The organism is Pantoea osteomyelitidis (assembly GCF_044342975.1).
GTDB lineage: Bacteria > Pseudomonadota > Gammaproteobacteria > Enterobacterales > Enterobacteriaceae > Pantoea > Pantoea osteomyelitidis.
Genome location: NZ_JBGFSN010000005.1, coordinates 75,208 through 99,231 on the forward strand (window position 1 = coordinate 75,208; position 24,024 = coordinate 99,231).

General features: G+C 57.2%; 22 protein-coding genes. 16 read left to right on the forward strand and 6 right to left on the reverse strand.

Annotated elements, in window-relative coordinates; translation table 11 throughout:
• Positions 1–339 precede the first annotated feature (339 nt).
• The 3 genes from tamA to ABU178_RS14045 are packed head-to-tail and all read left to right on the forward strand — an operon-like array spanning position 340 to position 6,202.
• Complete coding sequence (gene tamA, locus ABU178_RS14035) at positions 340–2,079, forward strand: autotransporter assembly complex protein TamA (RefSeq protein ID WP_449590198.1); 1,740 nt, start codon at positions 340–342, stop codon at positions 2,077–2,079.
• Positions 2,076–5,846, forward strand: a complete 3,771-nt coding sequence (gene tamB, locus ABU178_RS14040; RefSeq protein WP_397215967.1) for an autotransporter assembly complex protein TamB — start codon at positions 2,076–2,078, stop codon at positions 5,844–5,846. The genes tamA and tamB overlap by 4 nt, the downstream gene beginning before the upstream one ends.
• Before the next feature lie 2 nt (positions 5,847–5,848).
• Positions 5,849–6,202 (forward strand): gamma-glutamylcyclotransferase, encoded by a 354-nt coding sequence (locus ABU178_RS14045; protein WP_397215969.1) that lies wholly within the window; start codon positions 5,849–5,851, stop codon positions 6,200–6,202.
• A 52-nt stretch (positions 6,203–6,254) separates the two neighbouring features.
• On the opposite strand, the gene ppa is transcribed toward ABU178_RS14045, so the two are convergent.
• Positions 6,255–6,785, reverse strand: coding sequence for an inorganic diphosphatase (gene ppa, locus ABU178_RS14050; RefSeq protein WP_397215970.1), 531 nt, complete (start codon positions 6,783–6,785; stop codon positions 6,255–6,257).
• Positions 6,786–6,886: 101 nt separating this feature from the next.
• Positions 6,887–7,336, reverse strand: coding sequence for a DUF441 domain-containing protein (locus tag ABU178_RS14055; protein WP_397215972.1), 450 nt, complete (start codon positions 7,334–7,336; stop codon positions 6,887–6,889).
• A gap of 227 nt (positions 7,337–7,563) precedes the next feature.
• Between ABU178_RS14055 and ABU178_RS14060 the strand changes: the two genes are divergently transcribed.
• Positions 7,564–9,123, forward strand: a complete 1,560-nt coding sequence (locus ABU178_RS14060) for a methyl-accepting chemotaxis protein (protein ID WP_397216669.1) — start codon at positions 7,564–7,566, stop codon at positions 9,121–9,123.
• 44 nt (positions 9,124–9,167) lie between these two features.
• Here the strand turns inward: ABU178_RS14060 and fbp are convergent, their stop codons facing one another.
• Positions 9,168–10,175: a class 1 fructose-bisphosphatase gene (gene fbp, locus ABU178_RS14065; RefSeq protein ID WP_397215973.1), complete on the reverse strand. Its 1,008-nt coding sequence runs from the start codon at positions 10,173–10,175 to the stop codon at positions 9,168–9,170.
• A gap of 166 nt (positions 10,176–10,341) precedes the next feature.
• On the opposite strand from fbp, the gene mpl reads away from it, so the two are divergent.
• Positions 10,342–11,697, forward strand: a complete 1,356-nt coding sequence (gene mpl, locus ABU178_RS14070; RefSeq protein ID WP_397215975.1) for a UDP-N-acetylmuramate:L-alanyl-gamma-D-glutamyl-meso-diaminopimelate ligase — start codon at positions 10,342–10,344, stop codon at positions 11,695–11,697.
• A gap of 57 nt (positions 11,698–11,754) precedes the next feature.
• Here mpl and yjgA read toward each other — a convergent pair whose 3' ends face one another.
• Complete coding sequence (yjgA, locus tag ABU178_RS14075) at positions 11,755–12,297, reverse strand: ribosome biogenesis factor YjgA (RefSeq protein ID WP_397215977.1); 543 nt, start codon at positions 12,295–12,297, stop codon at positions 11,755–11,757.
• A 114-nt stretch (positions 12,298–12,411) separates the two neighbouring features.
• On the opposite strand from yjgA, the gene pmbA reads away from it, so the two are divergent.
• The 10 genes from pmbA to ABU178_RS14125 all read left to right on the forward strand — a co-directional run bounded on the left by pmbA (position 12,412) and on the right by ABU178_RS14125 (position 21,605).
• Positions 12,412–13,752 carry a metalloprotease PmbA gene (gene pmbA, locus ABU178_RS14080; protein WP_397215979.1) on the forward strand — a complete coding sequence of 447 codons (1,341 nt, stop codon included), beginning with the start codon at positions 12,412–12,414 and terminating at the stop codon, positions 13,750–13,752.
• Between the two features lie 347 nt (positions 13,753–14,099).
• The gene (locus tag ABU178_RS14085) at positions 14,100–14,432 is read left to right on the forward strand and encodes a glycine dehydrogenase (protein WP_397215980.1); all 333 of its coding nucleotides are present in this window, start codon (positions 14,100–14,102) and stop codon (positions 14,430–14,432) included.
• Between the two features lie 49 nt (positions 14,433–14,481).
• Positions 14,482–14,838 (forward strand): SFCGS family glycine-rich protein, encoded by a 357-nt coding sequence (locus ABU178_RS14090; protein WP_009087404.1) that lies wholly within the window; start codon positions 14,482–14,484, stop codon positions 14,836–14,838.
• A gap of 2 nt (positions 14,839–14,840) precedes the next feature.
• On the forward strand, positions 14,841–15,140 hold the full coding sequence (locus ABU178_RS14095) for a DUF4312 family protein (protein WP_397215982.1): 300 nt from the start codon (positions 14,841–14,843) through the stop codon (positions 15,138–15,140).
• 30 nt (positions 15,141–15,170) lie between these two features.
• Entirely contained in the window at positions 15,171–15,947 is a 777-nt protein-coding gene (locus ABU178_RS14100; RefSeq protein ID WP_397215984.1) for a DUF4311 domain-containing protein, read from the forward strand.
• Between the two features lie 12 nt (positions 15,948–15,959).
• A complete protein-coding gene (locus ABU178_RS14105; RefSeq protein WP_397215986.1) occupies positions 15,960–16,601 on the forward strand; it encodes a DUF4310 family protein in 642 nt (213 codons plus the stop codon).
• A 43-nt stretch (positions 16,602–16,644) separates the two neighbouring features.
• Complete coding sequence (locus ABU178_RS14110; protein ID WP_397215988.1) at positions 16,645–17,778, forward strand: amidohydrolase/deacetylase family metallohydrolase; 1,134 nt, start codon at positions 16,645–16,647, stop codon at positions 17,776–17,778.
• Complete coding sequence (locus tag ABU178_RS14115) at positions 17,762–18,883, forward strand: DgaE family pyridoxal phosphate-dependent ammonia lyase (protein ID WP_397215990.1); 1,122 nt, start codon at positions 17,762–17,764, stop codon at positions 18,881–18,883. The genes ABU178_RS14110 and ABU178_RS14115 overlap by 17 nt, the downstream gene beginning before the upstream one ends.
• Positions 18,880–19,620, forward strand: a complete 741-nt coding sequence (dagF, locus tag ABU178_RS14120; RefSeq protein ID WP_397215992.1) for a 2-dehydro-3-deoxy-phosphogluconate aldolase — start codon at positions 18,880–18,882, stop codon at positions 19,618–19,620. The genes ABU178_RS14115 and dagF overlap by 4 nt, the downstream gene beginning before the upstream one ends.
• Positions 19,621–19,688: 68 nt before the next feature.
• Positions 19,689–21,605, forward strand: a complete 1,917-nt coding sequence (locus ABU178_RS14125; protein ID WP_397215994.1) for a BglG family transcription antiterminator — start codon at positions 19,689–19,691, stop codon at positions 21,603–21,605.
• Positions 21,606–21,680: 75 nt separating this feature from the next.
• Here ABU178_RS14125 and ABU178_RS14130 read toward each other — a convergent pair whose 3' ends face one another.
• On the reverse strand, positions 21,681–22,580 hold the full coding sequence (locus ABU178_RS14130) for a LysR family transcriptional regulator (RefSeq protein ID WP_397215996.1): 900 nt from the start codon (positions 22,578–22,580) through the stop codon (positions 21,681–21,683).
• A 132-nt stretch (positions 22,581–22,712) separates the two neighbouring features.
• Here ABU178_RS14130 and ABU178_RS14135 point away from each other — a divergent pair, with 132 nt between their 5' ends.
• Positions 22,713–23,417: a pirin family protein gene (locus tag ABU178_RS14135; protein ID WP_397215997.1), complete on the forward strand. Its 705-nt coding sequence runs from the start codon at positions 22,713–22,715 to the stop codon at positions 23,415–23,417.
• 29 nt (positions 23,418–23,446) lie between these two features.
• On the opposite strand, the gene dolP is transcribed toward ABU178_RS14135, so the two are convergent.
• Positions 23,447–24,019, reverse strand: a complete 573-nt coding sequence (gene dolP, locus ABU178_RS14140; RefSeq protein WP_397215999.1) for a division/outer membrane stress-associated lipid-binding lipoprotein — start codon at positions 24,017–24,019, stop codon at positions 23,447–23,449.
• Positions 24,020–24,024: the final 5 nt, after the last annotated feature.

Here is a 24,024-nt window from a genome sequence, read left to right on the forward strand (position 1 = left end):
CCAGGCGATATGCCTGTGGCGGTTGATTATAGCAGCAGCAGCGATGTGGCCGCCAGAGATCAAAACGCCGCAGCCCGCCGCAGACAGGGCGCTCGTCGGAAATAGTTTGCCAGGATTAATCTGAGTGCGCCGCTTCAGGTCTGCATTACGCCGCTCCGCTGTTGTATCCACCCGGTCATTTATCGACAATAGGTCATGTTTTAGCTGACTGTCCGTTATATAAAGGCCGTCAGCGCGGAAGTAGGGCTATGCTGTTGGTGAGCCATGCGCCGTTTTTATCACTCACAGATGATTAACGCCTTTGTGGAACAGAGGCAGATATTATTAACAGGAGTAAGCGTGCCACGATTTCATCTCTATTGCATGGCCAGCCTTCTTGTCGCCGCGCCTGTTGTTCAGGCCGCGACCGTGCGATTGCAGCTGGAAGGCTTAACCGGGGATTTACAGAAAAACGTCAGGGCGCGCCTCTCCACGATTGGTAGTGACGAAGTCTCTAACGATGGCCGCTTCCGCGCACGGGTATCGGAAGCGATCAAAGAAGGTTTGCGCGCGCTGGGCTATTACGAACCTGATATCGACTTTGAGGCGCGCGCTGCGCCGTCGAAGGGCGGGCGCCCGGTGCTGATTGCCCATGTCAAACCCGGCGAACCGGTGAAAATCGGCGGCAGCACCATCATCGTACGCGGCGAGGCGAAAGACGATCCCGACTATCAAGCCTGGGTAAAGCAGGGGCGGCCGAAAGTCGGAACGCAGCTGAACCACGGCGACTATAACAAATTCAAAAACGGCTTCTCTAACCTTGCGCTGCATAACGGCTACTTTGACGGCGACTTTAAAACCAGCCAGCTCGGCGTCTCGGTTGAGCGGCGCGAAGCGTTCTGGAACATCGACTATGACAGCGGGCCGCGCTACCGCTTTGGCGACGTCAGTTTCGAAGGCTCGCAGATCCGCGAGGAGTACCTGAAAAACCTGGTGCCGTTTGAAAAGGGCGATAAGTACAACTCGCGCGATCTGGCGGAGCTGAACCGTCGCCTCTCCGCCACCGGCTGGTTTAACACCGTGGTGGTGGCGCCGGAATTTGAGCAGGGCCGTAAAACCAAAGTTCTGCCGCTGAGCGCGGTGGTGTCGCCGCGCACCGAAAACACCATTGAAACCGGCGTGGGTTATTCAACCGACGTCGGCCCGCGTCTGAAAACCACCTGGAAAAAGCCCTGGGTGAACGACCGCGGCCATAGCCTGAGCGCCAGCGCCTATATCTCCGCGCCGGAACAGCAGCTCGATCTTAGCTACAAAGTTCCGCTGCTGAAAAGTCCGCTGGAGCAATATTACCTGTTCCAGGGCGGCCTGAAGCGCACCGATCTCAATGATACCCAGGCGGATTCCAGTACCCTGGCGGTATCGCGCTACTGGGAAAACAGCAGCGGCTGGCAGAAAGCGCTTAACCTGCGCTGGAGTCTCGATCACTTTACCCAGGGCAGCGTGACCAACACCACGATGCTGATCTATCCGGGCGCCAGCATCAACCGCACCCGTTCACGCGGCGGCCTGATGCCTGACTGGGGCGACTCGCAGCGTTATTCCGTTGATATCTCCGATACCACCTGGGGTTCCGACGTCGACTTTCTGATTCTGCAGGCGCAAAACGTCTGGATCCGCACGCTGGCTGATAAGCACCGCTTTGTTGCGCGTGGCAATCTGGGCTGGATCGAAACCAATGATTTCGAGCGGGTGCCGCCGGATCTGCGCTTCTTCGCTGGCGGCGATCGCAGCATTCGCGGTTACAAGTACAAAGATATTTCGCCGCGTGATGAAGAGGGCAAGCTCACCGGCGCCTCGAAAATGGCGACCGGTTCGCTGGAATATCAGTACAACGTTACTGGCAAATGGTGGGGCGCGGTGTTTGTCGATTCGGGTGAAGCGGTCAACGACATCAAGCAAAGCAATTTCAAAACCGGTGCCGGTTTCGGTGTGCGCTGGGCGTCGCCGGTTGGCCCGATTAAGCTGGACATTGCCCGTCCGATTGGCGATGACGAGGAGCATGGGTTGCAATTTTACATTGGTCTGGGGCCTGAACTATGAAGCTGTGGAAAAAGGTCCTGATTGGTATTTTGATTTTTCTGCTGCTGCTGCTGGGCAGCGTGGCGTTTCTGGTCGGCACCACGCCGGGTCTGCATCTGTTGCTGAACGGCGCGGCGCGCTGGGTGCCCGGTCTCTCAATCAAACAGGTCGAGGGCGGCTGGCGTAACCTGACGCTCAGCGGCCTGCGCTATGATATGCCTGGCGTCAGCGTCAGTGCCGGCGAGTTCCACCTGGCGGTGCAGCTTGGCTGCCTGACGCACTCCGCCGTCTGCGTGGACGACATCTCGCTGAGGGATCTCAGCGTGGTGGTCGACAGCAGCAAGATGGCACCTGCCAGCGAAGCGCCGCCTGAAGAGGAGAGCGGCAGCGGCGATCTCTCTACACCTTATCCCATCACGCTGCGCCATCTTGGCCTGCATAACATCAATGTGAAGGTGGACGATACCGCCATCTCGCTGCTCGACTTTACCAGCGGTTTGCAGTGGCAGGATCGCGCGCTGACCTTAACCCCGACCCACATTCAGAGCTTACTGGTGGCGCTGCCGAAAGCGGCGCAGGTGGCGAACGAAGAGGTGGTGCAGCCAAAAGTGCAGCAGCCGCAGCCGAATGAGAAGCCGCTGGGCGAAACTTTGCAGGCGATGTTTGCCAAACCGCTGTTACCGGTGCTGCCTGATTTCCGTCTGCCGCTGGATATCAACGTGCAGGAGGTGCTGGGCGAGCAGCTGCGCATCACCGGCGATACCGATATCGCCATTAACCGCCTGCTGTTGAAGGCAAAAACTCAGGATCGCCAGCTTCAGCTGCAAACGCTGGATATCGATTCGCCGCAGGGCCTGCTCAATGCCAGCGGCGAGGCGACGCTGGCGGATAACTGGCCGGTAAACTTCGCCCTGAACGGATCGCTTAATCTTGATCCGATCCGCGGCGAGAAGATTAAGATGAACCTGAGCGGGGCGATGCGTGAAGAATTAAAGCTGGCGCTTAATCTCTCCGGTCCGGTACGGGCGCAGCTGGATGCCGCCGCTCAGCCCGCTGTGGCGGAACTGCCGCTCTCAATGACGCTCACCAGCCCGCAGCTGCGCTGGCCGCTGACCGGCCCGGTCGCTTATCAGGCGGACAACCTCGACTTCCGCTTCAACGGCAAGGCGACCGACTACGTGATGTCGCTGCGCACCGCGGTGAAAGGGGAGTCGGTGCCGCCCGCGACCCTGGCGCTGGATGGCAAAGGCAACGTTGAACAGTTCAGTCTGGATAAGCTGCGCGTCGCCGCATTGCAGGGCAATATTGATCTCACCGCGCTGCTGGACTGGAGCAAAGCGATCAGCTGGCGCAGCGAGCTGACGCTGTCGGGCATCAATACCGCGCAACAGTACCCGGACTGGCCAGCGAAGCTGGACGGTAAAATCACCACGCGCGGCAGCCTCTACGGCGGCAGCTGGCAGGTGCGCGTGCCGGAGCTGCAACTAAAAGGGAACGTGAAGCAGAACGCCGTCACGGCGCAAGGCTCGCTTTACGGCAACAGCTACAACCAGTGGAATATTCCCGGCCTGCAGCTGGCGCTGGGACGCAACCTGATTGATGTGAAAGGCGCGCTGGGCGACACCCTGAACCTGGATGCCACCATCGACGCGCCGCATCTCGACAACGCGTTGCCGGGTCTGGGCGGCGTCGCCAAAGGCACGCTTAAAGCGCGCGGCACGCTGCAGGCGCCTCAGCTGCTGGCCGATTTAACCGCCACCGGCCTGCGCTGGCAGCAGTTGCAAATTCGCCGCGTGACGCTGAACAGTGATGTGCGTTCCAGCGATGAGATCGCTGGCAAGCTTCAGCTGCGTGTTGAACAGCTGAAACAGGATGCGCTGAGCATTAACCTGCTGACGCTCAACGCCGACGGCAACGAGAAAAAGCATCAGCTGAAGCTGAACGTGCAGGGCGATCCGGTTTCCGGCCAGCTGGCGCTGAACGGCAGTTTCGACCGCAAAACGCAGCGCTGGCAGGGAAATCTGAATGATACCCGCTTTGATACGCCGGTCGGGGTCTGGCGGCTGACGCGGGCGATGAGCATCGACTATCTCAACACGAAACAGACCGCCACGATCGGCGCGCACTGCTGGCAGAACCCCAACGCCGAGCTTTGCGTGCCGCAGCCGATAGAAGCGGGTCCGAGCGGCCATGCCCGCGTGGTGCTCAACCGTTTCGATCTGGCGATGGTGAAGCCTTTCCTGACCGATGAGACGCAGCTGAGCGGCGTGTTCAGCGGCGACGCCGATGTCAACTGGACCGCCGACGGCAAGCTGCCCACCGGCAAAGTGACGCTGAAGGGCAATGGCGTCAAGGTGACGCAGGATGTGCAGGGCAATCCGCTGCCGATCGCTTTCAGCACCCTTAACCTCAACGCCGCGCTGCAAAACGGCCAGGCCCGGCTCGACTGGCTGATCCGTATCGCCAATAACGGTCAGCTGGACGGCAACGTGCAGATCAACGATCCGGCAAACCGCCGCACGCTGGGCGGCAACGTCAATATCCGCAACATCTCGCTGGCGCTGATTAATCCGGCGCTGATGCAGGGAGAAAGCATCAAGGGCAACCTGAACAGCGCGCTGCGTCTCGGCGGCAGCCTGCAGCAGCCGCAGGTATTCGGCCAGCTGGGGCTACAGGGCGTGGATGTGGACGGCAGCTTTATGCCGGTCGATCTTACCGCCGCCAACCTCAACATGGTGTTTAACGGCATGAGCTCGACGCTGAACGGCGCGATCCAGACGGCGCAGGGCAGCATCAACCTGAGCGGCAATGCCGACTGGAGCCAGCTCGATAACTGGCGCGCGCGCGTGGCGGCGCAGGGCAGCAAAGTGCGCGTCACCGTGCCGCCGATGGTGCGGATGGACGTCTCGCCCGACCTGGTGTTTGAAGCGACGCCAGCCGCCTTTAATCTCGACGGGCGCGTGGAGATTCCCTGGGCGCGCATTATCGTGCAGGAGGTGCCGGAGAGCGCGGTGGGCGTCTCGTCCGACGAGGTGATGCTGGATGAAAATCTCAAGCCGATCGCGCCGAAAACCGCCGGTATTCCGATCAACAGCAACCTGGTGATCCACGTCGGCAACGATGTGCGTCTTTCGGCCTTTGGCCTGAAAGCGAAACTCAACGGCGATCTCAAGCTGGTGCAGGATAAAACCGGGCTGGGCCTGAATGGTCAGATCAACATTCCTTCCGGCAGCTTCAAAGCCTACGGACAGGATCTGATCGTGCGCAAAGGCGAGCTGCAGTTTGCCGGTCCGCCGGACCAGCCTTACGTCAACCTGGAGGCGATCCGCAACCCGGACGCCACGGAAGATGACGTCACGGCGGGGCTGCGCGTCACCGGGCTGGCTGACGAGCCGAAGGTCGAGATTTTCTCCGATCCGGCGATGTCGCAGCAGGAGGCGCTCTCTTACCTGTTGCGCGGTCAGGGACTGGACAACAATGGCGACAGCAACGCATTAACTTCAGCATTGGTTGGTCTGGGGGTTGCACAAAGTGGGCAGGTTGTGGGTAAAATCGGCGAGACCTTTGGCGTCAGTAATCTGGCCCTGGATACTGCCGGTGTTGGCGACACGCAACAGGTGCAGGTCAGCGGCTATGTGTTGCCGGGTCTACAAGTAAAATATGGTGTTGGCATATTTGATTCACTGGCGACCTTAACCTTGCGTTATCGCCTGATGCCCAAACTCTATTTGGAAGCTGTGTCCGGCGTGGACCAGGCTCTCGATGTGCTCTATCAGTTCGAGTTTTAGCAATGCGAATAATTGTCTACGGCAGTTTACGGCGCAAACAGGGAAACAGTCACTGGATGACCAATGCGCAATGGTTAGGAGACCATCAGATCGAGGGATTCTCGCTTTATAATCTGGGGCACTATCCCGGCGTGATCGCGGGCGAGGGTGCGGTTTACTGTGAGGTTTACCGCATCGATGCTTCAACCCTGGCTGAACTGGATGCGCTGCGTACCAAAGGGGGCGAATATAAGCGCCAGCTGATACAAACCCCTTACGGCAGCGCCTGGCTTTACGTCTATCAACGTTCTGTGGCAGGACGCCAGCGTATTCTCAGCGGAGACTGGCTGCGGCGCGATGAGGCGTCGGAAGTATAAATAAAAACACCGTCCAGTGGACGGTGTTTTTTTATGCGCATAGCGGCAAGAATTACTTCTTCTGCGCGCGCTCGAAAGAGGCGACGATCTCGGCTTTCGCGGCTTCGGCATTTTCCCAGCCGTCTACTTTCACCCATTTGCCTTTTTCCAGATCTTTATAATGCTCAAAGAAATGGGTGATCTGCGCACGCAGCAGTTCCGGCAGGTCGTTCACATCGTTGATGTGATCGTACTCTTTAGAGAGTTTGGTGTGCGGTACGGCAACGACTTTAGCGTCTTCGCCAGACTCGTCGGTCATTTTCAGCACGCCAACCGGACGACAGCGAACCACGGAACCCGGCTGCAGCGGGTACGGGGTCGGCACCAGCACATCAACCGGATCGCCATCCAGAGAGAGGGTGTTGTTGATGTAGCCGTAGTTGCACGGATAGAACATGGCGGTAGACATAAAGCGGTCTACAAACAGGGCGCCAGACTCTTTATCCACTTCATATTTAATTGGATCGGCATTGGCCGGGATCTCAATGATGACGTAGATATCTTCCGGCAGCTCTTTACCTGCAGGCACCTGGTTCAAACTCATCTGTTATTCCTTCACTAGTCGTGTGTTGAGTGACGGCTATTATAGCCAACTGACTCTGAAAGTATGCCCCCTTTTTGGCCTTTCGGACTGCTCCAGGGCCGCTATTTTTGCGTCACAAACAGCGATACGATGCCGGCTGCGATCAGCGGGCCGACCGGGATGCCGCGAAACAGCGCGACGCCAATAATGGTGCCGACCAGCAGGCCGCCAATCACCGAGGGCTGCGCGTTCATCAGATTCACGCCGCGTCCTCCCAGCCAGGTGACAAATATTCCCACCGCAATCGCCAGCAGCGATTTCCAGTCGGTGAACGATTTCAGCAGGGCCGAGGCGGGCATCGAGCCGCTGGCCAGCGGTGCCATCACCGCAATCGTCAGCAGAATCACCCCCACGGTAATGCCCTGTTTTTCTACATAGGGAAAGAACTGGGCCAGCGGGGTAATTTTAATCAGCAGCAGGACCACGATGGAAATAGTGACGGCGTTGTTGTGGACGAAATAACTCAGTACGGCAAGTGCGACGAGGATCAGCGTGGAGGCGTAGGCAGCCATAATATTTCCCTGTACGAAAAATTACGCGTCAACAACAGGCTAACGCGGCGAACAATAGCGCAGCAATAACGGCTATCGCCTTCATTTATCAACAATCCCTCCGCCAGACGCAACGTTAAACTGTCAGAAATTACTGACGGGTAAAGTTTGTGCTGTAGCTGCCGATAACTTGACCGTTTCAGGGATACTGGATTTTTGCCTTTTTCACGCTAACGGAAAATATCATGCTGAAAAATCTCTCAATACGCACAGGATTATTGGTACTGCTGGGATGTATGACGCTGCTGCTACTGGCAGTGAGCTTTATGGGAATTGTGGCGATTAACAAAGGGAACCGATCGCTGGATGTGATCAACCGTGTTCAGGGCATTGAGCTTAACAATCTTTATCAAAGCAACAGCAATTTGATGCGCGCCAGGGCAACGGCGGCGCTGGCGGTACGAAAAATCGAAATTGGCCTGCTGGACGACGGCACCGCAGTGGCGAAACAGGCCTCGGCTGACGTCGCGGCGTCGCAGCAGCAGCTAAAACGCTTTATCGATGCCGGTACGGTGACGGCCAGAGGCAAAGCGCTGGCGGATGCGGTGGCGGCGAGTTACGGCGCGTATGTCAAACAAGGCATCACGCCGATGATGGAGGCGTTGCAGAAGCAGTACACCGATGAGTATTACACCGTGCTGGAGGGCAATCTTTCTCAGCTCGCCGACAATTACGCCAAAGCGGTTAACGATTTCAGCCAGTACGCCAACAGGGGGTCGGATGACCAGCTGGCGCAGGCGGCGCGCAATGAATCATTAATGAAAATCCTGATTGCCGTGGCCGGCGTGCTTACCGTGCTGCTGATTGCGCTTGCCTGGCAGATCCTACAGCGCATGATGCTGAAGCCGCTCGACAAAGCGATCTGGCATCTTGAGCAGGTGGCGACCGGCGATCTGTCACAGCCGCTGCCGCCCGCAGGCAACAATGAGTTTGGCCGGGTGAACCAGGCGCTGGCTGGTATGCAGCAGGCGTTGCGCGACTCGGTGAGCCAGGTACGCGAGGCGAGCCTGCAAATTGATATCGGCAGCCGCGAATTGGCCGCCGGCAATATCAACCTGTCGCAGCGTACTGAGGAGTCGGCAGCTTCGCTGGAACAGACTGCCGCCAGCATGGAGCAGCTCACCGCGACGGTGCGTCTGAATGCCGCCAGCGCGCAGCAGGCACATCAGCTGGCGAACAGCGTTTCCGACACCGCCGATCGCGGCGCGGAAGTCGTGAGCTATGTGATGGAGAAAATGCAGGAGATCACCAGCAGCTCAAATCGTATCGGCGACATTCTCAGCGTGATTGACGGCATCGCCTTCCAGACCAATATTCTGGCGTTGAACGCCTCGGTCGAGGCGGCGCGTGCCGGTGAGCAAGGGCGCGGGTTCGCGGTGGTCGCCAGCGAAGTGCGCAATCTGGCCCAGCGCAGCGCCAATGCGGCGAAAGAGATTCGCGCGCTGATCGCCGAATCGCAAACGCGGGTGAAAGAGGGCAGTGAAATGGCGACACGCGCTGGCGAGACCATGGATGAAATCTCCACTGAGGTGATGCGCGTCACGGCATTAATGAAAGAGATCTCCATCGCCACCGGCGAGCAGAGCCGTGGTATCGAACAGGTTAATCAGGCGGTGACGCAGATGGATGAAGTGGCGCAGCAGAATGCGACGCTGGTAGAACAGGCAACGGCGGCGACGCAGTCGCTGGAAATGCAGTCGCGTCAGTTACAGGAAACCATGTCACTGTTTCGTGTCAGCGCGGCGTAACAAAAAAGGGCGCGATCGCTCGCGCCCCTGTTCTTTCTCGCCGCTTAGCCCTGATGGTTATCAGGATATTCGCGAATAAAGCGTTCTACGTCATTGACCATATCTTCGTTGCCTACAAAGAACGGGCAGCGCTCATGCAGGGTTTCCGGCTGAATATCGAGAATACGTTTCTCGCCATCGCTCGCTTTGCCGCCCGCCTGTTCGGCCAGGAACGCCATCGGGTTGCACTCATACAGCAAACGCAGCTTGCCTTTAGGGTGGCTGGCAGTGCTGGGATAAAGGTAAATGCCGCCTTTCAACAGGTTGCGGTGGAAATCAGCCACCAGCGAACCGATATAGCGTGAGGTATAAGGACGATGGGTCGCCATGTCCTCTTCCTGGCAGAACTTGATATATTTCTTCACGCCCTGCGGGAAACGAATATAGTTGCCTTCGTTGATAGAATAGGTGTAGCCCTTCTCCGGGAAGGTCATGCGCTCCTGGCTCAGGCAGAATACGCCAAGCGAAGGATCGTAGGTAAAGGCGTGTACACCGCAACCGGTGGTATAAACCAGCATGGTTGAGGAACCGTAAACCACGTAACCGGCGGCAACCTGTTGACTGCCCGGCTGCATAAAGTCAGCTTCGGTAACCGGCGTACCGGGCGGCGTCACACGACGATAAATAGAGAAAATCGTTCCCACCGACACGTTAACATCGATGTTAGAAGAGCCATCAAGCGGATCCATCAGCACGACATATTTACCGTTTTCCACGCCTTCGAAGATCACAAATTCATCTTCTTCTTCTGAAGCGATACCGGCGACAATGCCGCGTGCTTTTAGCGCAGCCTTTAACTTCTCGTTGGCGAACAGATCCAGTTTCATCTGCTGTTCACCCTGAATATTCTCTACGCCGCTGGCGCCAAGGATATCTACCAGGCCCGCTTTGTTGATATCGCGATGGATAATTTTGGCGCCCAGTTTAATGGCTGAAATCAACGCCGTCAGCTCACCTGTAGCGTGAGGAAAGTCGTGTTGCTTCTCGACGATAAATTCGCCTAACGTTTTCATAACACATTCCCTGAATCAACGATGGACTGGCAGCTCGTTAACAAACCGCCAACGTATGGTACGCAGTTTAGCCGAATGAACTTCAAAAACCATAGGCCTAATCCGTTTCTTCCGTCTGCGCGCGGGGTTACACTGTGCGCCGAACTTTTGAGTAATGGATCTCTTTATGCGTATTCACATCCTTGGGATTTGCGGCACATTTATGGGCGGACTGGCGATGCTGGCACGCTCGCTGGGCCACGAAGTTACCGGCTCGGATGCCAATGTTTACCCGCCGATGAGCACGCTGCTCGAGCAGCAAGGCATTGAATTAACTGAAGGTTATGATGCCAGTCAGCTCGATCCCGCACCGGATCTGGTGATCATCGGCAATGCCATGACGCGCGGCAATCCCTGTGTGGAAGTCGTACTGGAACGCAACATTCCTTATCTTTCCGGCCCGCAATGGCTGCATGATTTTGTTCTGCGCGATCGTTGGGTGCTGGCGGTGGCGGGCACGCACGGAAAAACCACCACGGCAGGCATGGCGGCGTGGATTCTTGAGGCCTGCGGCCTTGAACCGGGCTTTGTTATCGGCGGCGTTCCGGGAAATTTCGACGTATCGGCAAAATTAGGAAAAAGTCCATTCTTCGTGATTGAAGCTGATGAGTACGACTGTGCGTTTTTTGATAAGCGTTCCAAGTTTGTTCATTACGCGCCGCGCACGCTGATCCTCAATAATCTGGAGTTCGACCACGCCGATATTTTTGACGATCTGCGCGCTATTCAGAAGCAGTTCCATCATTTGGTGCGCATCGTGCCTGGGCAGGGGAAAATTCTGCTGCCGGAGCACGACAGTAATCTGAAGCAGGTGATGGCGATGGGCTGCTGGAGCGAGCATGAGAGCGTGGGCGACGGCGGTCGCTGGCAGGCGAAAAAGCTGACGCCGGACGCCTCACGCTGGGAAGCATGGCTTGATGGCGAAAAGGCGGCCGAGGTGAGCTGGGCGCTGGTAGGCGAGCATAATATGCATAATGGCCTGATGGCGATAGCGGCAGCCCGTCACGTTGGCGTGAAGCCGGAGGATGCCGGTACGGCGCTGAACGATTTCATCAATGCCAGACGCCGTCTGGAGCTGCGCGGAACCGTGAATAACATTAAGTTGTATGATGATTTCGCGCATCATCCCACTGCGATTCTCGCCACGCTTTCCGCCTTACGCAGCAAGGTGGGCGGCACTGCCCGCATTCTGGCGGTGCTGGAACCGCGTTCCAACACCATGAAGATGGGCGTGAATAAAAACGAGTTGGCGCCTTCACTGGCGCGTGCCGACGAAGTGTTTCTTTTCCAGCCGCACCATATCCCGTGGCAAGTTTCTGATGTTGCTGAAGCCTGTATGCAGCCTGCCCACTGGAGCGCTGATATCGATACGCTGGTGGAGATGGTGGCAAAAGTTGCCCAGCCGGGCGATTCGATTCTGGTGATGAGCAACGGCGGCTTTGGCGGCATTCATCAGAAGTTACTGGAGAGGTTGGGGGCCTGAGACATCAGGCCGGGGAGGTGAAACGCGCTGGCGCGTTTCACCTCTCTTGCTATTCCCTCAGGCCTCCGCCAGCTCCCGCAAATACTGGAAAATCTGACGTGAGGTTTTTGGCGGCTTGTTGCCCGCTTTCTCTTTCTGCGCGTTACGGATCATGCTGCGTAGCTGCTGGCGATCCGCCTGCGGATAAAGCGCAATCACCTCCGCCATCGCATCGTCGCCCTGCTCAATCAGACGGTCGCGCAACGACTCCAGCTTGTGGAAAAGCGCAACCTGCTGATTATGACGATTTTTCAGCTTGTCGAGCGCAAGACGGATCGGCTCCACGTCACGGGCGCGCAACAGCTTGCCGATCAGCTGCAGCTGACGGCGGCGACCCTCTTTTTTAATTCGCTGCGCCAGTTCGATCTCTGCGCGCAATTGTTCGTCGAGCGGAATGCGATCCAGCGAGTTTTTCCCCAGCTCAACCAGCTCCAACCCAAGGCGTTTCAGCTCTTCGGCGTCGCGTTTGATTTCGCTCTTACTGACCCAGATAATCTCTTCGTCTTCTTCTTCCTGATTATCCGGCACATCGTCGAGCCAGTCTTCGGGCTGTTTAGTCATCTCTTGGCTCCCAAAAAAAGAGGCTAATCCTACCAGTTTATCGGACGACTGCGAAATTGTTCTCTGAGTCTGATAGACTCAGAGCATTCATTCCTAAGATTAGACGGCAGGTCGATGAACGTATCTACTCAGGTTGCAGAACAACGTAAAGTGTTGGAGCAGGCAGTCGCGCAGGCGCTTGAGCTGGCCAAAGCCAGCACCGACGGTGCAGAAGTGGCAGTCAGTAAAACCACCGGCATCGGCGTCAGCACCCGCTATGGCGAAGTGGAAAACGTTGAATTCAACAGCGATGGCGCGCTGGGCATCACCGTTTATCACCAAAACCGTAAGGGCAGCGCCTCCTCCACCGACCTTACGCCAGACGCCATCAGGCGTACCGTACAGGCGGCGATCGATATCGCCCGCTACACCTCGCCGGATCCCTTTGCCGGGATGGCCGATGCGGAGCTGCTGGCATTTGAGGCGCCCGATCTCGATCTTTATCATCCCTGGGAGATCGACGCCGATCGCGCTATTGAGCTGGCGGCCCGTGCCGAGCAGGCTTCGCTGCAGGCGGACAAGCGCATTACCAACACCGAAGGCGGCAGCTTTAACAGCCACGTCGGCATCAAGGTATTTGGCAACACCCACGGAATGCTGCAAAGCTACTGCTCCAGCCGCCACTCTATCTCAAGCTGCGTCATCGCCGAGCAGGATGGCAATATGGAGCGTGATTACGCCTATACCATTGGTCGCGCCATTGACGATCTGCAAAGCCCGGAGTGGGTCGGCGCCGAATGCGCGCGCCGCACGCTGTCACGCCTGGCGCCGCGCAAGCTCTCTACCATGAAAGCGCCGGTAATCTTCGCGCCAGAGGTGGCGACCGGCCTGTTTGGTCATCTGGTTGGCGCGATCAGCGGCAGCAGCGTTTACCGTAAATCAACCTTCCTGCTCGATGCGCTGGGTCAGCAGATCCTGCCGGAGTGGCTGACGATTGAAGAGAAGCCGCATCTGTTAAAAGGTCTGGCCTCCACGCCGTTTGACAGCGAAGGCGTGCGCACCCAGGAGCGCGCCATCATTAAAGATGGCGTGCTGCAAACCTGGCTGATGACCAGCTATGCGGCGCGCAAGCTGGGCCTGCAAAGCACCGGACACGCTGGCGGCATTCACAACTGGCGCATCGCCGGGCAGGGACACAGCTTTGACGATCTGCTGAAGCAGATGGGTACAGGTCTGGTCGTTACCGAACTGATGGGGCAGGGCGTCAGCGCCATTACCGGCGATTACTCGCGCGGTGCGGCAGGATTCTGGGTTGAAAATGGCGAAATCCAGTACCCGGTCAGTGAGATCACCATTGCCGGCAACCTGAAAGATATGTGGCGTAACATGGTGACGCTGGGCGACGATATTGAAACGCGCAGCAATATTCAGTGCGGTTCCGTGCTGCTGCCGGAAATGAAAATCGCCGGTCAGTAAAGCATCAGATGTAAACAGGCAGCCCAGGTGGCTGCCTTTTTTTGTCTGTTATCCAGGCAGCCTGGTCATTGCTTTTTCTTATCTTCTGGCAGCTAAACCTTTTTTGCTGCTGCACAATACGCTTTTTTGCGCATCGCTCTCCTGATTTTTTCTTTGATTTTGCAATAAAAAATCACCTGAAAGGTGACTTCGCATACTTCGTGCATCCTGCGATCTGACGCACAACTTTCCGCTCGATTTCCACTTTTATCTGGAAATGTTGCCTCTCCACATACCGCCGACAAAAGCGTAATTTATTTTCGACGCGAATTAAGCACATTTGTCCGGTGTAAAACAGGAGTAGCAAGGTGAGTAGTCATACAGTTCCGGTTAACCAGACAACACCGGATAACATTCAGGCTCTGACGGAAAAGGCAATGGCGCAAATCAAAGCAGTCTATGCGCGCCATGATATTCATCCTGATGCCGTACAGGAACAAATGCTGTTTTCGCATGTGCGCGCCATGGCGTCGCGCTCGTTAACCGGCGAGCTGCTGCCGGAGGTGGATGAATCGCTGTTTGAGGATATTTCCCCGGAAACGATGCGGCTGGCGCAGCAGATAGTGGATCTGTTTGGCAACCTGCCTAAAGAGGAGGCGTGGCTACTCTCCGTCCATATCGAAGTGGCGCGCGCAAACTGATCCAACGAGAAAATTTTACTTAAGTTTTATCAAAATCGAGGAAAACCCCATGGTAACCGTAGTGATTGGCGATCGTTTAGGTAAAGGGCAGAAAGTTGCCGCGGGCATAGAGAAAGCGGGCGGGCGCGCCGTCGTGGTGCCGGGCGTGGCGGCAGATATGAAGCTGGGCGACGTGATGAAGGCGGAAAATGCCGATTTCGGCATCTCCTTTTGCGGCAGCGGCGGCGCTGGCGCCATCACCGCGCAGAACAAATATGGCTACAAGGCGAAGCACGGTATGCGCTCCATCGACGAAGGCGTGACGGCGATTAACGAAGGCGCCACGGTGCTGGGCTTTGGCTTTATGGATAAAGAAGAGCTGGGCGAAAGGCTGGTACAGGCCTGGAACAAGAAGCACGGCAGTTGAGTATGAAAGAGCAATACATCACCCAGGTCAGGGTACAAGGCAAAGGCGACAGCAAAGCAAAAGCGTTCGCCGATGCGCTGAGCCAGGTACAAAGCCAGGTGTTGCGATCCACTCAAAAAATCCTGCTGCGCATTGAACCTCAGGATGTGCAGGTGCTGCGCGCGCAGGAGAGCGTTCGGACGGAAAAATTTCTCTTTTTCTTTCTGGCGCGCCAACGACGGAGCTACAGCGTTGAGCTGGAAATTACCGTCAGCGTCAGCGTAATCGACAGCGAAAAAGTGACCTTTACCACGGCCACTTAATAACAACAGACGAAAAACAAAGGTAAAAATATGTTTTTAATAATTTTGTTTAAGTCATTAATCATCGGAGGATTAGTGGGTGTGGGTGTGGGAGCCGGTGCGGCTCGCATGTTTCACGCGCCCACTACCCAGGGCATGGGCGCGTTTCGTACGCTTGGCGAGCTCAACTCCTGTGAGGGCGATCCCGCCTCGCACTTCTCCTTTGGTCTCGGCTTCTTTTTCAATGCCTGGGCTTCTTCCGTTGCGGCAGGCTCCTTCACGCAGGATGTCGATCACCGCATCATCCCTAACTGGGGCGCGGCTGCGCTGATGGTAAAAAACCGCAACCTGGCGGAAACGCTGCACGACCCGAAAAAGATGGCGATCGCTTGTGGCCTTATCGGCATGATTGTTGTCGCTTTTCTTAACTCAACCGCTTCCGCAGTACCGGCCGCGTTGCAGGTAACAGCGGTAAAAGTGTTAGTGCCTGCCGCAAACCTGCTGGTGAACACGGTAATGCCGGTGATTTTCTGGCTGGCGGCTATCGACGCCGGGAAAAGATCGGGTTTCTGGGCCACCATCTTTGGCGGCCTGGCGCAGCTGATCATGGGTAACGCCGTGCCGGGTCTGGTGCTGGGCATTCTGATCGGTAAAGGAGTAGAGGAGAGCGGCTGGCATCGTGTCACCAAAGTGATGATGACCGCAATCGTACTGCTGTTTGTCCTGAGCGGTTTCTTCCGCGGCTTCGACATGAAAATGCTGCAATCCTTCCAGCTCGGCATTCCCGGCTGGCTCGATACGATCCATAACTCCCTGAGCGGCAAATAAGAGGCGCTTACCATGAACGAAACCAAAAGCTTCTGGTATGCCGACTGGTCATTTCCCATTTTTGTCGGCCTGCTTTCATCCGGCGTTTTTGCCGGAACCCATATGTATTACCTCTACGGCATTGGCGCCTTTAACGAAGTCGCCTTCGTCTCGATGCTGCGCTCCGGCATGGAAACCGGGGTGTATGGCGCGGTAGCGGCCTTCGGCGCCAGCTTCCTTTTTGCGCGCATCATTGAAGGTTCGCTGGTGGGCATTCTCGATATCGGCGGCGCGATCCAGACCGGCGTCGGTCTCGGCGTTCCGGCGCTGCTGCTCGGCGCCGGTATCGTCTTTCCGGTGGCTAATTTTGCCGCATCGCTGGCGACCGGCCTGATTATCGGCGTGGCTATCGGTTACATCATTATCCTGGCGCGTAAGTTCACTATCAACCAGAGCGATTCCACCTACGGCGCGGACGTGATGATGGGAGCAGGCAACGCCTCAGGCCGCTTCCTGGGGCCGCTGATTATCCTCTCTGCGATGGCGGCTTCCATTCCGATTGGACTGGGTTCGCTGGCAGGCGCTCTGCTGTTTTATCTGTGGAATAAGCCGATTACCGGCGGTGCCATTCTCGGCGCGATGATCCTCGGCGCCATTTATCCGGTCGCGATCTGATTTGCCCGCGGCCCGGAAAAAGGGCCGCGCTTAAGGAGCCTTTATGTTCGATCTGATTATTCGTCGTGCGCGGCTTGCCGATGAGCGGCTGGTGGATATCGCTGTGCGCGACGGCAAAATCGCTGCGCTGGGCAGCGTGCAGGGCGAGGCAAAAAGCGAACAGGATCTGGCCGGGCGGTTCTATCTGAGCGCGGGTTGGATCGATTCTCATGTTCATTGCTACCCCAAATCGCCGATCTACCATGACGAGGCAGATCGCATCGGCGTCAGCACCGGCGTTACCACCGTCATCGATGCGGGCAGTACCGGCGCCGATCATATCGATGATTTTTACCGGCTGACGCGCCCCGCCACGACGCAGGTTTATGCGCTGATCAATATTGCCCGCACCGGCATCGTCACCCAGAACGAACTGGCCGATATGACGCAAATCGACGCGGATGCGGTGGAAAAAGCGGTGGCGCGTCGGCCCGACTTTATTGTTGGCCTGAAGGCGCGTATGAGCAGCAGCGTGGTCGGGCAGAACGGCATTCAACCTTTGGTTAAAGCCAAATCGATTCAAAAAGCAGTGGGCGGGCTGCCGCTGATGGTGCACATCGGCAACAACCCGCCCAACCTGGATGAGATTGCCGATCTGCTCACCTCCGGCGACATCATTACTCACTGCTATAACGGCAAGCCCAACCGCATTCTGACGCCGCAGGGCGAACTGCGCGCGGCGGTGAAGCAGGCCTTGCTGCGCGGCGTGCGGCTGGATGTCGGCCACGGCAGCGCCAGCTTCAGCTTTGAAGTGGCGCGTGCGGCCATCGCGCAGAGCATTCTGCCCGACACCATCAGCTCAGATATCTACTGCCGCAACCGCCTTAACGGGCCGGTGCATCATCTGGCGCACGTTATGTCGAAGTTCTTCAGCGTGGGTATGACGCTGCCGCAGATTATCGACTGCGTCACCTGGAAAGCTGCCGACGGCCTGCGTTTGGCGCAGAAAGGGCGTCTTGAGGTGGGCTGCGACGCCGACCTGACTCTTTTTACCATCAAAGAAGAACCTTGCTCATTCGCTGATTCTGAAGGCGAACGGGTCGAGGGTGAGAAACAGTTGGTGCCGCTGGCCGCCATGGTGGCGGGCCAGTGGCATCTGACCGATGAAGGGAAAACCAATCATGTCTTCGCTTTATGAAAAATATGGCCTGAAACAGGTCATCAACGCGTCGGGCCGCATGACCATTCTGGGCGTTTCAACGCCCGCCGCCGACGTGGTGGAAACCGTCGGATATGGTCTTAATCACTACTTCGAAATAAAGGATCTGGTGAACAAAACCGGCGCTTATATTGCCGGTCTGCTCGGAGTGGAAGATGCGCTGGTGGTTTCCTGCGCCTCGGCAGGCATTGCGCAGTGCGTGGCGGCCACCATCGTGAAAGATAACCACTGGCTGCTGGAAAATCTGCATGCCGCGCCGCTCAGTGTGCCGCACGATATCGTGCTGCCGAAAGGGCATAACGTCAATTTTGGCGCACCGGTAGGCACCATGGTGACGCTGGGCGGCGGGCGTCTGGTTGAGGCGGGCTACAGCAACGAATGTTCGCCGGAACAGCTGGCGGCCGCCATTACGCCGCAGACGGCCGCCATCCTCTATGTGAAATCGCATCACTGCGTGCAGAAAAGCCACCTCAGCGTAGAGCAGGCCGCGGCGGTTGCGCGTCAGCACGGCGTGCCGCTGATTGTTGATGCCGCCGCGGAAGAAGATTTGCAGTGTTACTACCAGGCCGGTGCCGATCTGGTTATCTACAGCGGCGCGAAGGCGATTGAGGGGCCGACCAGCGGGCTGGTGATTGGCAAGCAGCAGCATGTGGCGTGGGTGAAACGCCAGTCAGGCGGCATTGGTCGCGCCATGAAAGTGGGCAAAGAGGGAATTCTTGGCCTGACGCAGGCGATCGAAAACTATCTGACGCAGGCGAAAATCAGCGGCGCGCAGATGGTGGAGAAGATGACGCCCTTTATCAACAGCCTGAACACCCTGCATGGGGTCAGCGCGCGCGTGGTGTGGGATGCAGCCGGACGCGATATCGCCCGTACCGAGATCAAATTTGACGAGGCGGCAATCGGCCAGCGCACCGGCGATCTGGTGCAGGCGCTGAAAAACGGCGCTATCGCCATCTATTTTCGCGGCTACAAAGCCAATGAGGGCATTATCGAGGTGGACGTGCGCAGCGTGACGCCTGAGCAACTCCATACCATTTTCACTTCTGTTCAGGCGCTGTTAAACGGAGAAAAAAACGCATGACGCTGACGCCAAATTTTTATCAGGATCGCCTTTGCCTCAATGTGCTGGCGGGATCAAAAGCCAATGCGCGCGCCGTCTGGCAGGCGGCGGAAGGCCACGTACTGGTTGGCGTGCTGTCGAAAAACTATGCCAGCAGCGAAGCGGCGATTGCCGATATGCGCGACTATGCGCAGCTGATCGATAATGCTCTCTCCGTGGGGCTGGGAGCGGGCGATCCCAATCAGTCCGCGATGGTGAGCGAAATCGCCGCCGCCATTCAGCCGCAGCACGTCAACCAGGTCTTTACCGGCGTCGCCACCAGCCGCGCGCTGCTGGGACAGTCGCAAACGGTGGTCAATGGTCTGATTTCGCCCACCGGCACGCCAGGCAAAGTCAAAATCTCCACCGGGCCGCTCAGCTCGCAGGGCGCCGATGCCATCGTGCCTGTCGACAGCGCCATTGCGCTGTTGAAAGACATGGGCGGTAGCTCGGTGAAATATTTCCCGATGGGCGGCCTGCAATCCGTTGATGAATATCGCGCGGTAGCAGAGGCCTGCGCGCGGCATGATTTCTGGCTGGAGCCGACCGGCGGCATCGATCTGGATAACTACGCGACCATCGTCAGGATCGCGCTGGAGTCGGGCGTCAGTAAAATTATTCCTCATATTTACAGCTCGATTATCGATAAGGCCAGTGGCGATACGCGCGTGGAAGATGTGCGTCAGCTACTGGCAATAACGAAAACCCTGCTGGTATAACTGACGGGCCACGGGTCCGGAGCATTTATCCGGGAAGGCCAATCATTAACCGCAACAGGTAACGCACCGTGAGATTTCCCAATCAACGCCTTGCGCCACTTTTTGACGCACTGCAAAACGAAACCCTGCCGCAGGATGAGCTGGCGCGTCGTTTTGCCGTTTCAACCCGCACCGTACGCGCCGATATCACGGCGCTGAACGCGTTGCTGGCGGAACATGGCGCGCAGTTCGTGCTAAACCGTGGCGAAGGGTATCAGCTGCGGATTGAGGATGCGGTGCGTTTTCATCATTTGCAGGCGCAGTCGCCTTTACCGCTGCGCGTACCCCGCACCTCGCCGGAGCGGGTGCGTTATCTGCTGACGCGCTTTCTGACTTCAGCCTTCTCACTCAAGCTGGAGGATCTGGCGGAAGAGTGGTTTGTCAGCCGCGCCACGCTGCAAAATGATATGGCCGAGGTGCGCGAATGGCTGGGTCGTTATCATCTGACTATTGAAACCAAGCCGCGCTATGGCATGAAGCTGTTCGGTGGCGAGGTGGCGATTCGTACGGCGCTGACCGACCTGCTGTGGCAGATTGATCAAGAGAACGCCGACAGTCCATTACTGACTATCGAAGCGCTTAACAGCGGCATTTTGCACACGCTACAGCCGCTGTTGCAGCACTGTTTCGCCCGTCACAATATTCGCCTGAGCGATGAGGGCGAGCGCTATTTACGTATTTATTGCGCGGTCGCCGTGCGGCGTATCAGCGAAGGCTATCCTCTTAACGATCCGGGGGAAGGGGAAGGGGAAGTGGATGCTGAGGTGCGCGAGGCGGCCCGGCAGTTGGTGAACCTGCTGCGGCCGCTGGTGGGCAAACCGATCTCTTCTGCCGAGGAGAACTGGTTAGGCGTGAACATTGCCGCGCGACGTATTCAGGAGATCGCCCCCAGCGCGATTAATGCGGATGATGCCGATGCGCTGGTAAAGTATCTGCTCAGCTATATCAACACGCACTACAACTACAATTTGCAGGAAGATGAGCAGCTGCGCGCCGACCTGCTGACGCATATCAAAACCATGATCACCCGCGTGCGTTACCAGATTCATATTCCCAATCCGCTACTGGCCAACATCAAGCAGCACTATCCGATGGCTTATGACGTGACGCTGGCTGCCGTAACCAGTTGGGGAAAATATACCCCTTACGTCATCAGCGAAAACGAGATCGGTTTTCTGGTACTGCATATCGGCGTAGGGCTGGAGCGTCACTATGACGTGGGCTATCAGCGTCATCCTCGGGTACTGCTGGTTTGCGACAGCGGCAACTCCACATTACGTATGATTGAAGCGATGCTGCTGCGTAAATATCCGCAGCTGCAGGTGACGGCGCGGTTGTCGCAACGCGACTATGAGGCGCGTACGCGTATCGATGAAGATTTTGTTATCTCCACCACGCGTTTGACGGAGAAAGAGAAGCCGGTGGTGGTGATGTCGCCATTTCCTGGCAAATTTCAGCTGGAGCAGATTGGCAAGCTGGTACTGGTGGATCGTACGCGGCCCTATATGCTGGAAAAGTATTTCGACGCTCAGCACTTTCTGATTGTGAACCAGCCGATGTCGCAATCACAGTTGTTTCGCCACCTGTGCGATCGGCTTGAGAAAGAAGGCTATGTTGATGCCGCGTTTTATCCTTCCGTGGAGGAGCGCGAGGCGATTGTCAGCACCATGCTGGGAGAGGGGATCGCGCTGCCGCACTCGCTGGGCCTGCTGGCAAGGAAAACGGTGGTGTATACCGTGCTGGCGCCGCAAGGCATTCCCTGGGGAGACGATACGGCATACGTGATTTTTCTTCTGGCGATCAGCAAAAGCGAATATGAAGAGGCGATGGCGATTTACGATCTGTTTGTCACCTTTATGCGTGAAAGGGCGATGATGCGTTTGCGCGACAGCAAAGATTTCGCCAGTTTCAAGGCGGTGGCAATAGATTGCCTGAGTCGATTATAGAGAAGGGGCGGCTGGCGGACCGCACACCCGCCCCGAAACGCCGGCGCGTTTCCGATCAGCAGACCGCACCCCGAACTATGATTTTTTAGCCAGTAGGCGCGGAATCTCCCGCAGACACCAGGCTTTCGCTTCGCCCATGCTATCGCGACGCCAGGCCATGATAATGTCTACCTCATGCGTATACTCGGCGCTCACGACGCGCAGCCGCCCTTCGGCAATATCTTTCTCTATCAGTGGATAAGGCATCGTTGCGACGCCCATCCCGGCGAGCAGGGCGAGACGTTTATCATGCATCGAACTCACCGTCAGGCGCTGCTGCTTGTCCAGCAGCTGAACCGTCAGCACCGGACGCTCGCGGGCAGTATCGGCAACGGCGATGCCGCGATACTTCACGCGCGTCACCTCCGACAAGGGTTCAGGCTCGTTATGAATCGGGTGGTCCGGGCTGGCGACATACACGCTCATCATGCTGTAAAGCTTGCGCGTATTAATCTCGGTAGAAGCGCGAAAATGCATATCGGGGGCAATCACGATATCCGCCCGTCCCTGTTCCAGTCGCTCCCAGGCGCCTGCCAGCACTTCGGTCACCAGGGAAATCTGCGTATTGGCTTTCTCCGCCAACTTCCCCACCAGCGGAAATAGCCGCTCGGTGGGCACCAGCGCTTCGGTCACGATGGTTAAATGCGTCTCCCAACCGCGCGCCAGCGCTTCGGCATCGGTCGTCAGCTTGTCCGCTGCCTCCAGCAAAACGCGTCCGCGTTCCAGAAGCATGCGGCCAACGTTGGTAAACTTGGTACGATGGCCGGAGCGATCGAACAGGACCACGTCCAGTTCCTCTTCCAGTTTTTGCATCGTATAGCTGAGCGCGGAAGGTACGCGACCCAGTTCATCAGCCGCGGCGGCAAAACTGCCGCGCCGATCGATAGCGTCCATTACACGTAAGGCTTCAAGGGTTAAGGCGCGCTCTTTTGCCATGTGATTTCTCTTTCAGGAAATTTGAACATGCCCGGCAGATTAACTGGCTAACAATCCGGCGTCCAGCTCTTTACCATTAATAACTATGAGACTGCGGCCGAAGTCAGCCGTCAGCTATGTGGAGGTAAAGCAATGATTACGACACGCAGCGCGCAGGCATGTGGCCAGGCCGATTTTGGCTGGTTGCAGGCGCGCTACAGTTTCTCTTTTGGCCACTATTTCGATCCTGAACTGATGGGATATGCCTCTCTGCGCGTCCTGAACCAGGAAGTGTTGGCGCCGGGCGCGGCGTTTCAGCCGCGCACTTATCCGAATGTCGATATTTTGAACATTATTCTTCAGGGCGAAGCGGAGTACCGTGACAGCGAAGGGAATCATATTATCGCCCGTAACGGTGAAGCGCTGCTGCTCTCGACCCAGCAGGGCGTCAGCTATAGCGAAATCAATCTCAGTAAAGATCGCCCATTAACCCGCATGCAGCTCTGGCTGGCAGCCTGCCCAACTCAGGAGAATCCGCTGCTGCAAAAGATCGCGCTGGGGGATAACCAGACCAGTCTGCTGCTGGCATCGCCCGACGGCGCACAGGGCAGCCTGCAACTGCGTCAACAGGTCTGGATCCATCAGGTGATGCTGGCGCCGGGCGAAAGCCATACGCTGACGTTAAAGGGACCGCGCGCTTACCTGCAATCAATACACGGTTCGCTGGAGGCGGTGAGCAGCAGCGAACATCAGGAGAAGCTGGGATGCGGCGACGGGGCGTTTCTTAAAGATGAGCGGCAAGTGCGGTTGACGGCAAAAACGCCGCTGCGTGCGCTGGTGGTGGATATTCCGGTATAAAAAAGGGCGGCCAGAGCCGCCCGCTACGCTTATTTCAGAATGGTAAAAGCGGTGGTGACATGCTTCACGCCGCTAACCCGGCTGGCGAGATCCGCCGCCGCCTGCGCTTCCTGCGGCGTAACCAATCCCAGCAGGAATACCTCGCCGTTTTCCGTCGTGACCTTCACGTTAGAGGATTTCACCTGATCGCTGCCCAGCAGCTGCGAACGAATTTTGGTGGTGATCCAGGTATCGGAGGAGGAAGTGCCAAGGCTCACTTTGGCTCCCACGCGGATTTCGTTATACACCTCGGTAGCGCCGTCCACGCCGACAGCGATCTGTTTCGCGCGGCTGGCCACGTCGCTGCTCGGTGCCTGGCCGGTCAGCATAACTTTGCCCTGATAAGCGGTTGCCACGATATGCGCATCGTTTTTGATCTGCTGATCTTTCGCCAGCGCGTTGCTGACGCGCAGCTCCAGCGTGCCGTCATCAACCTGGGTGCCCACGGTACGCGGATCGGTGGCGCTTTTGGTCGCGACCGCTGCGCTGCCCACAACCACGGCGGCACAACCCTGTAACATCAGCACAGCGAAAACGCAGGCTATAGCATTCAATGCTTTCATTTTTG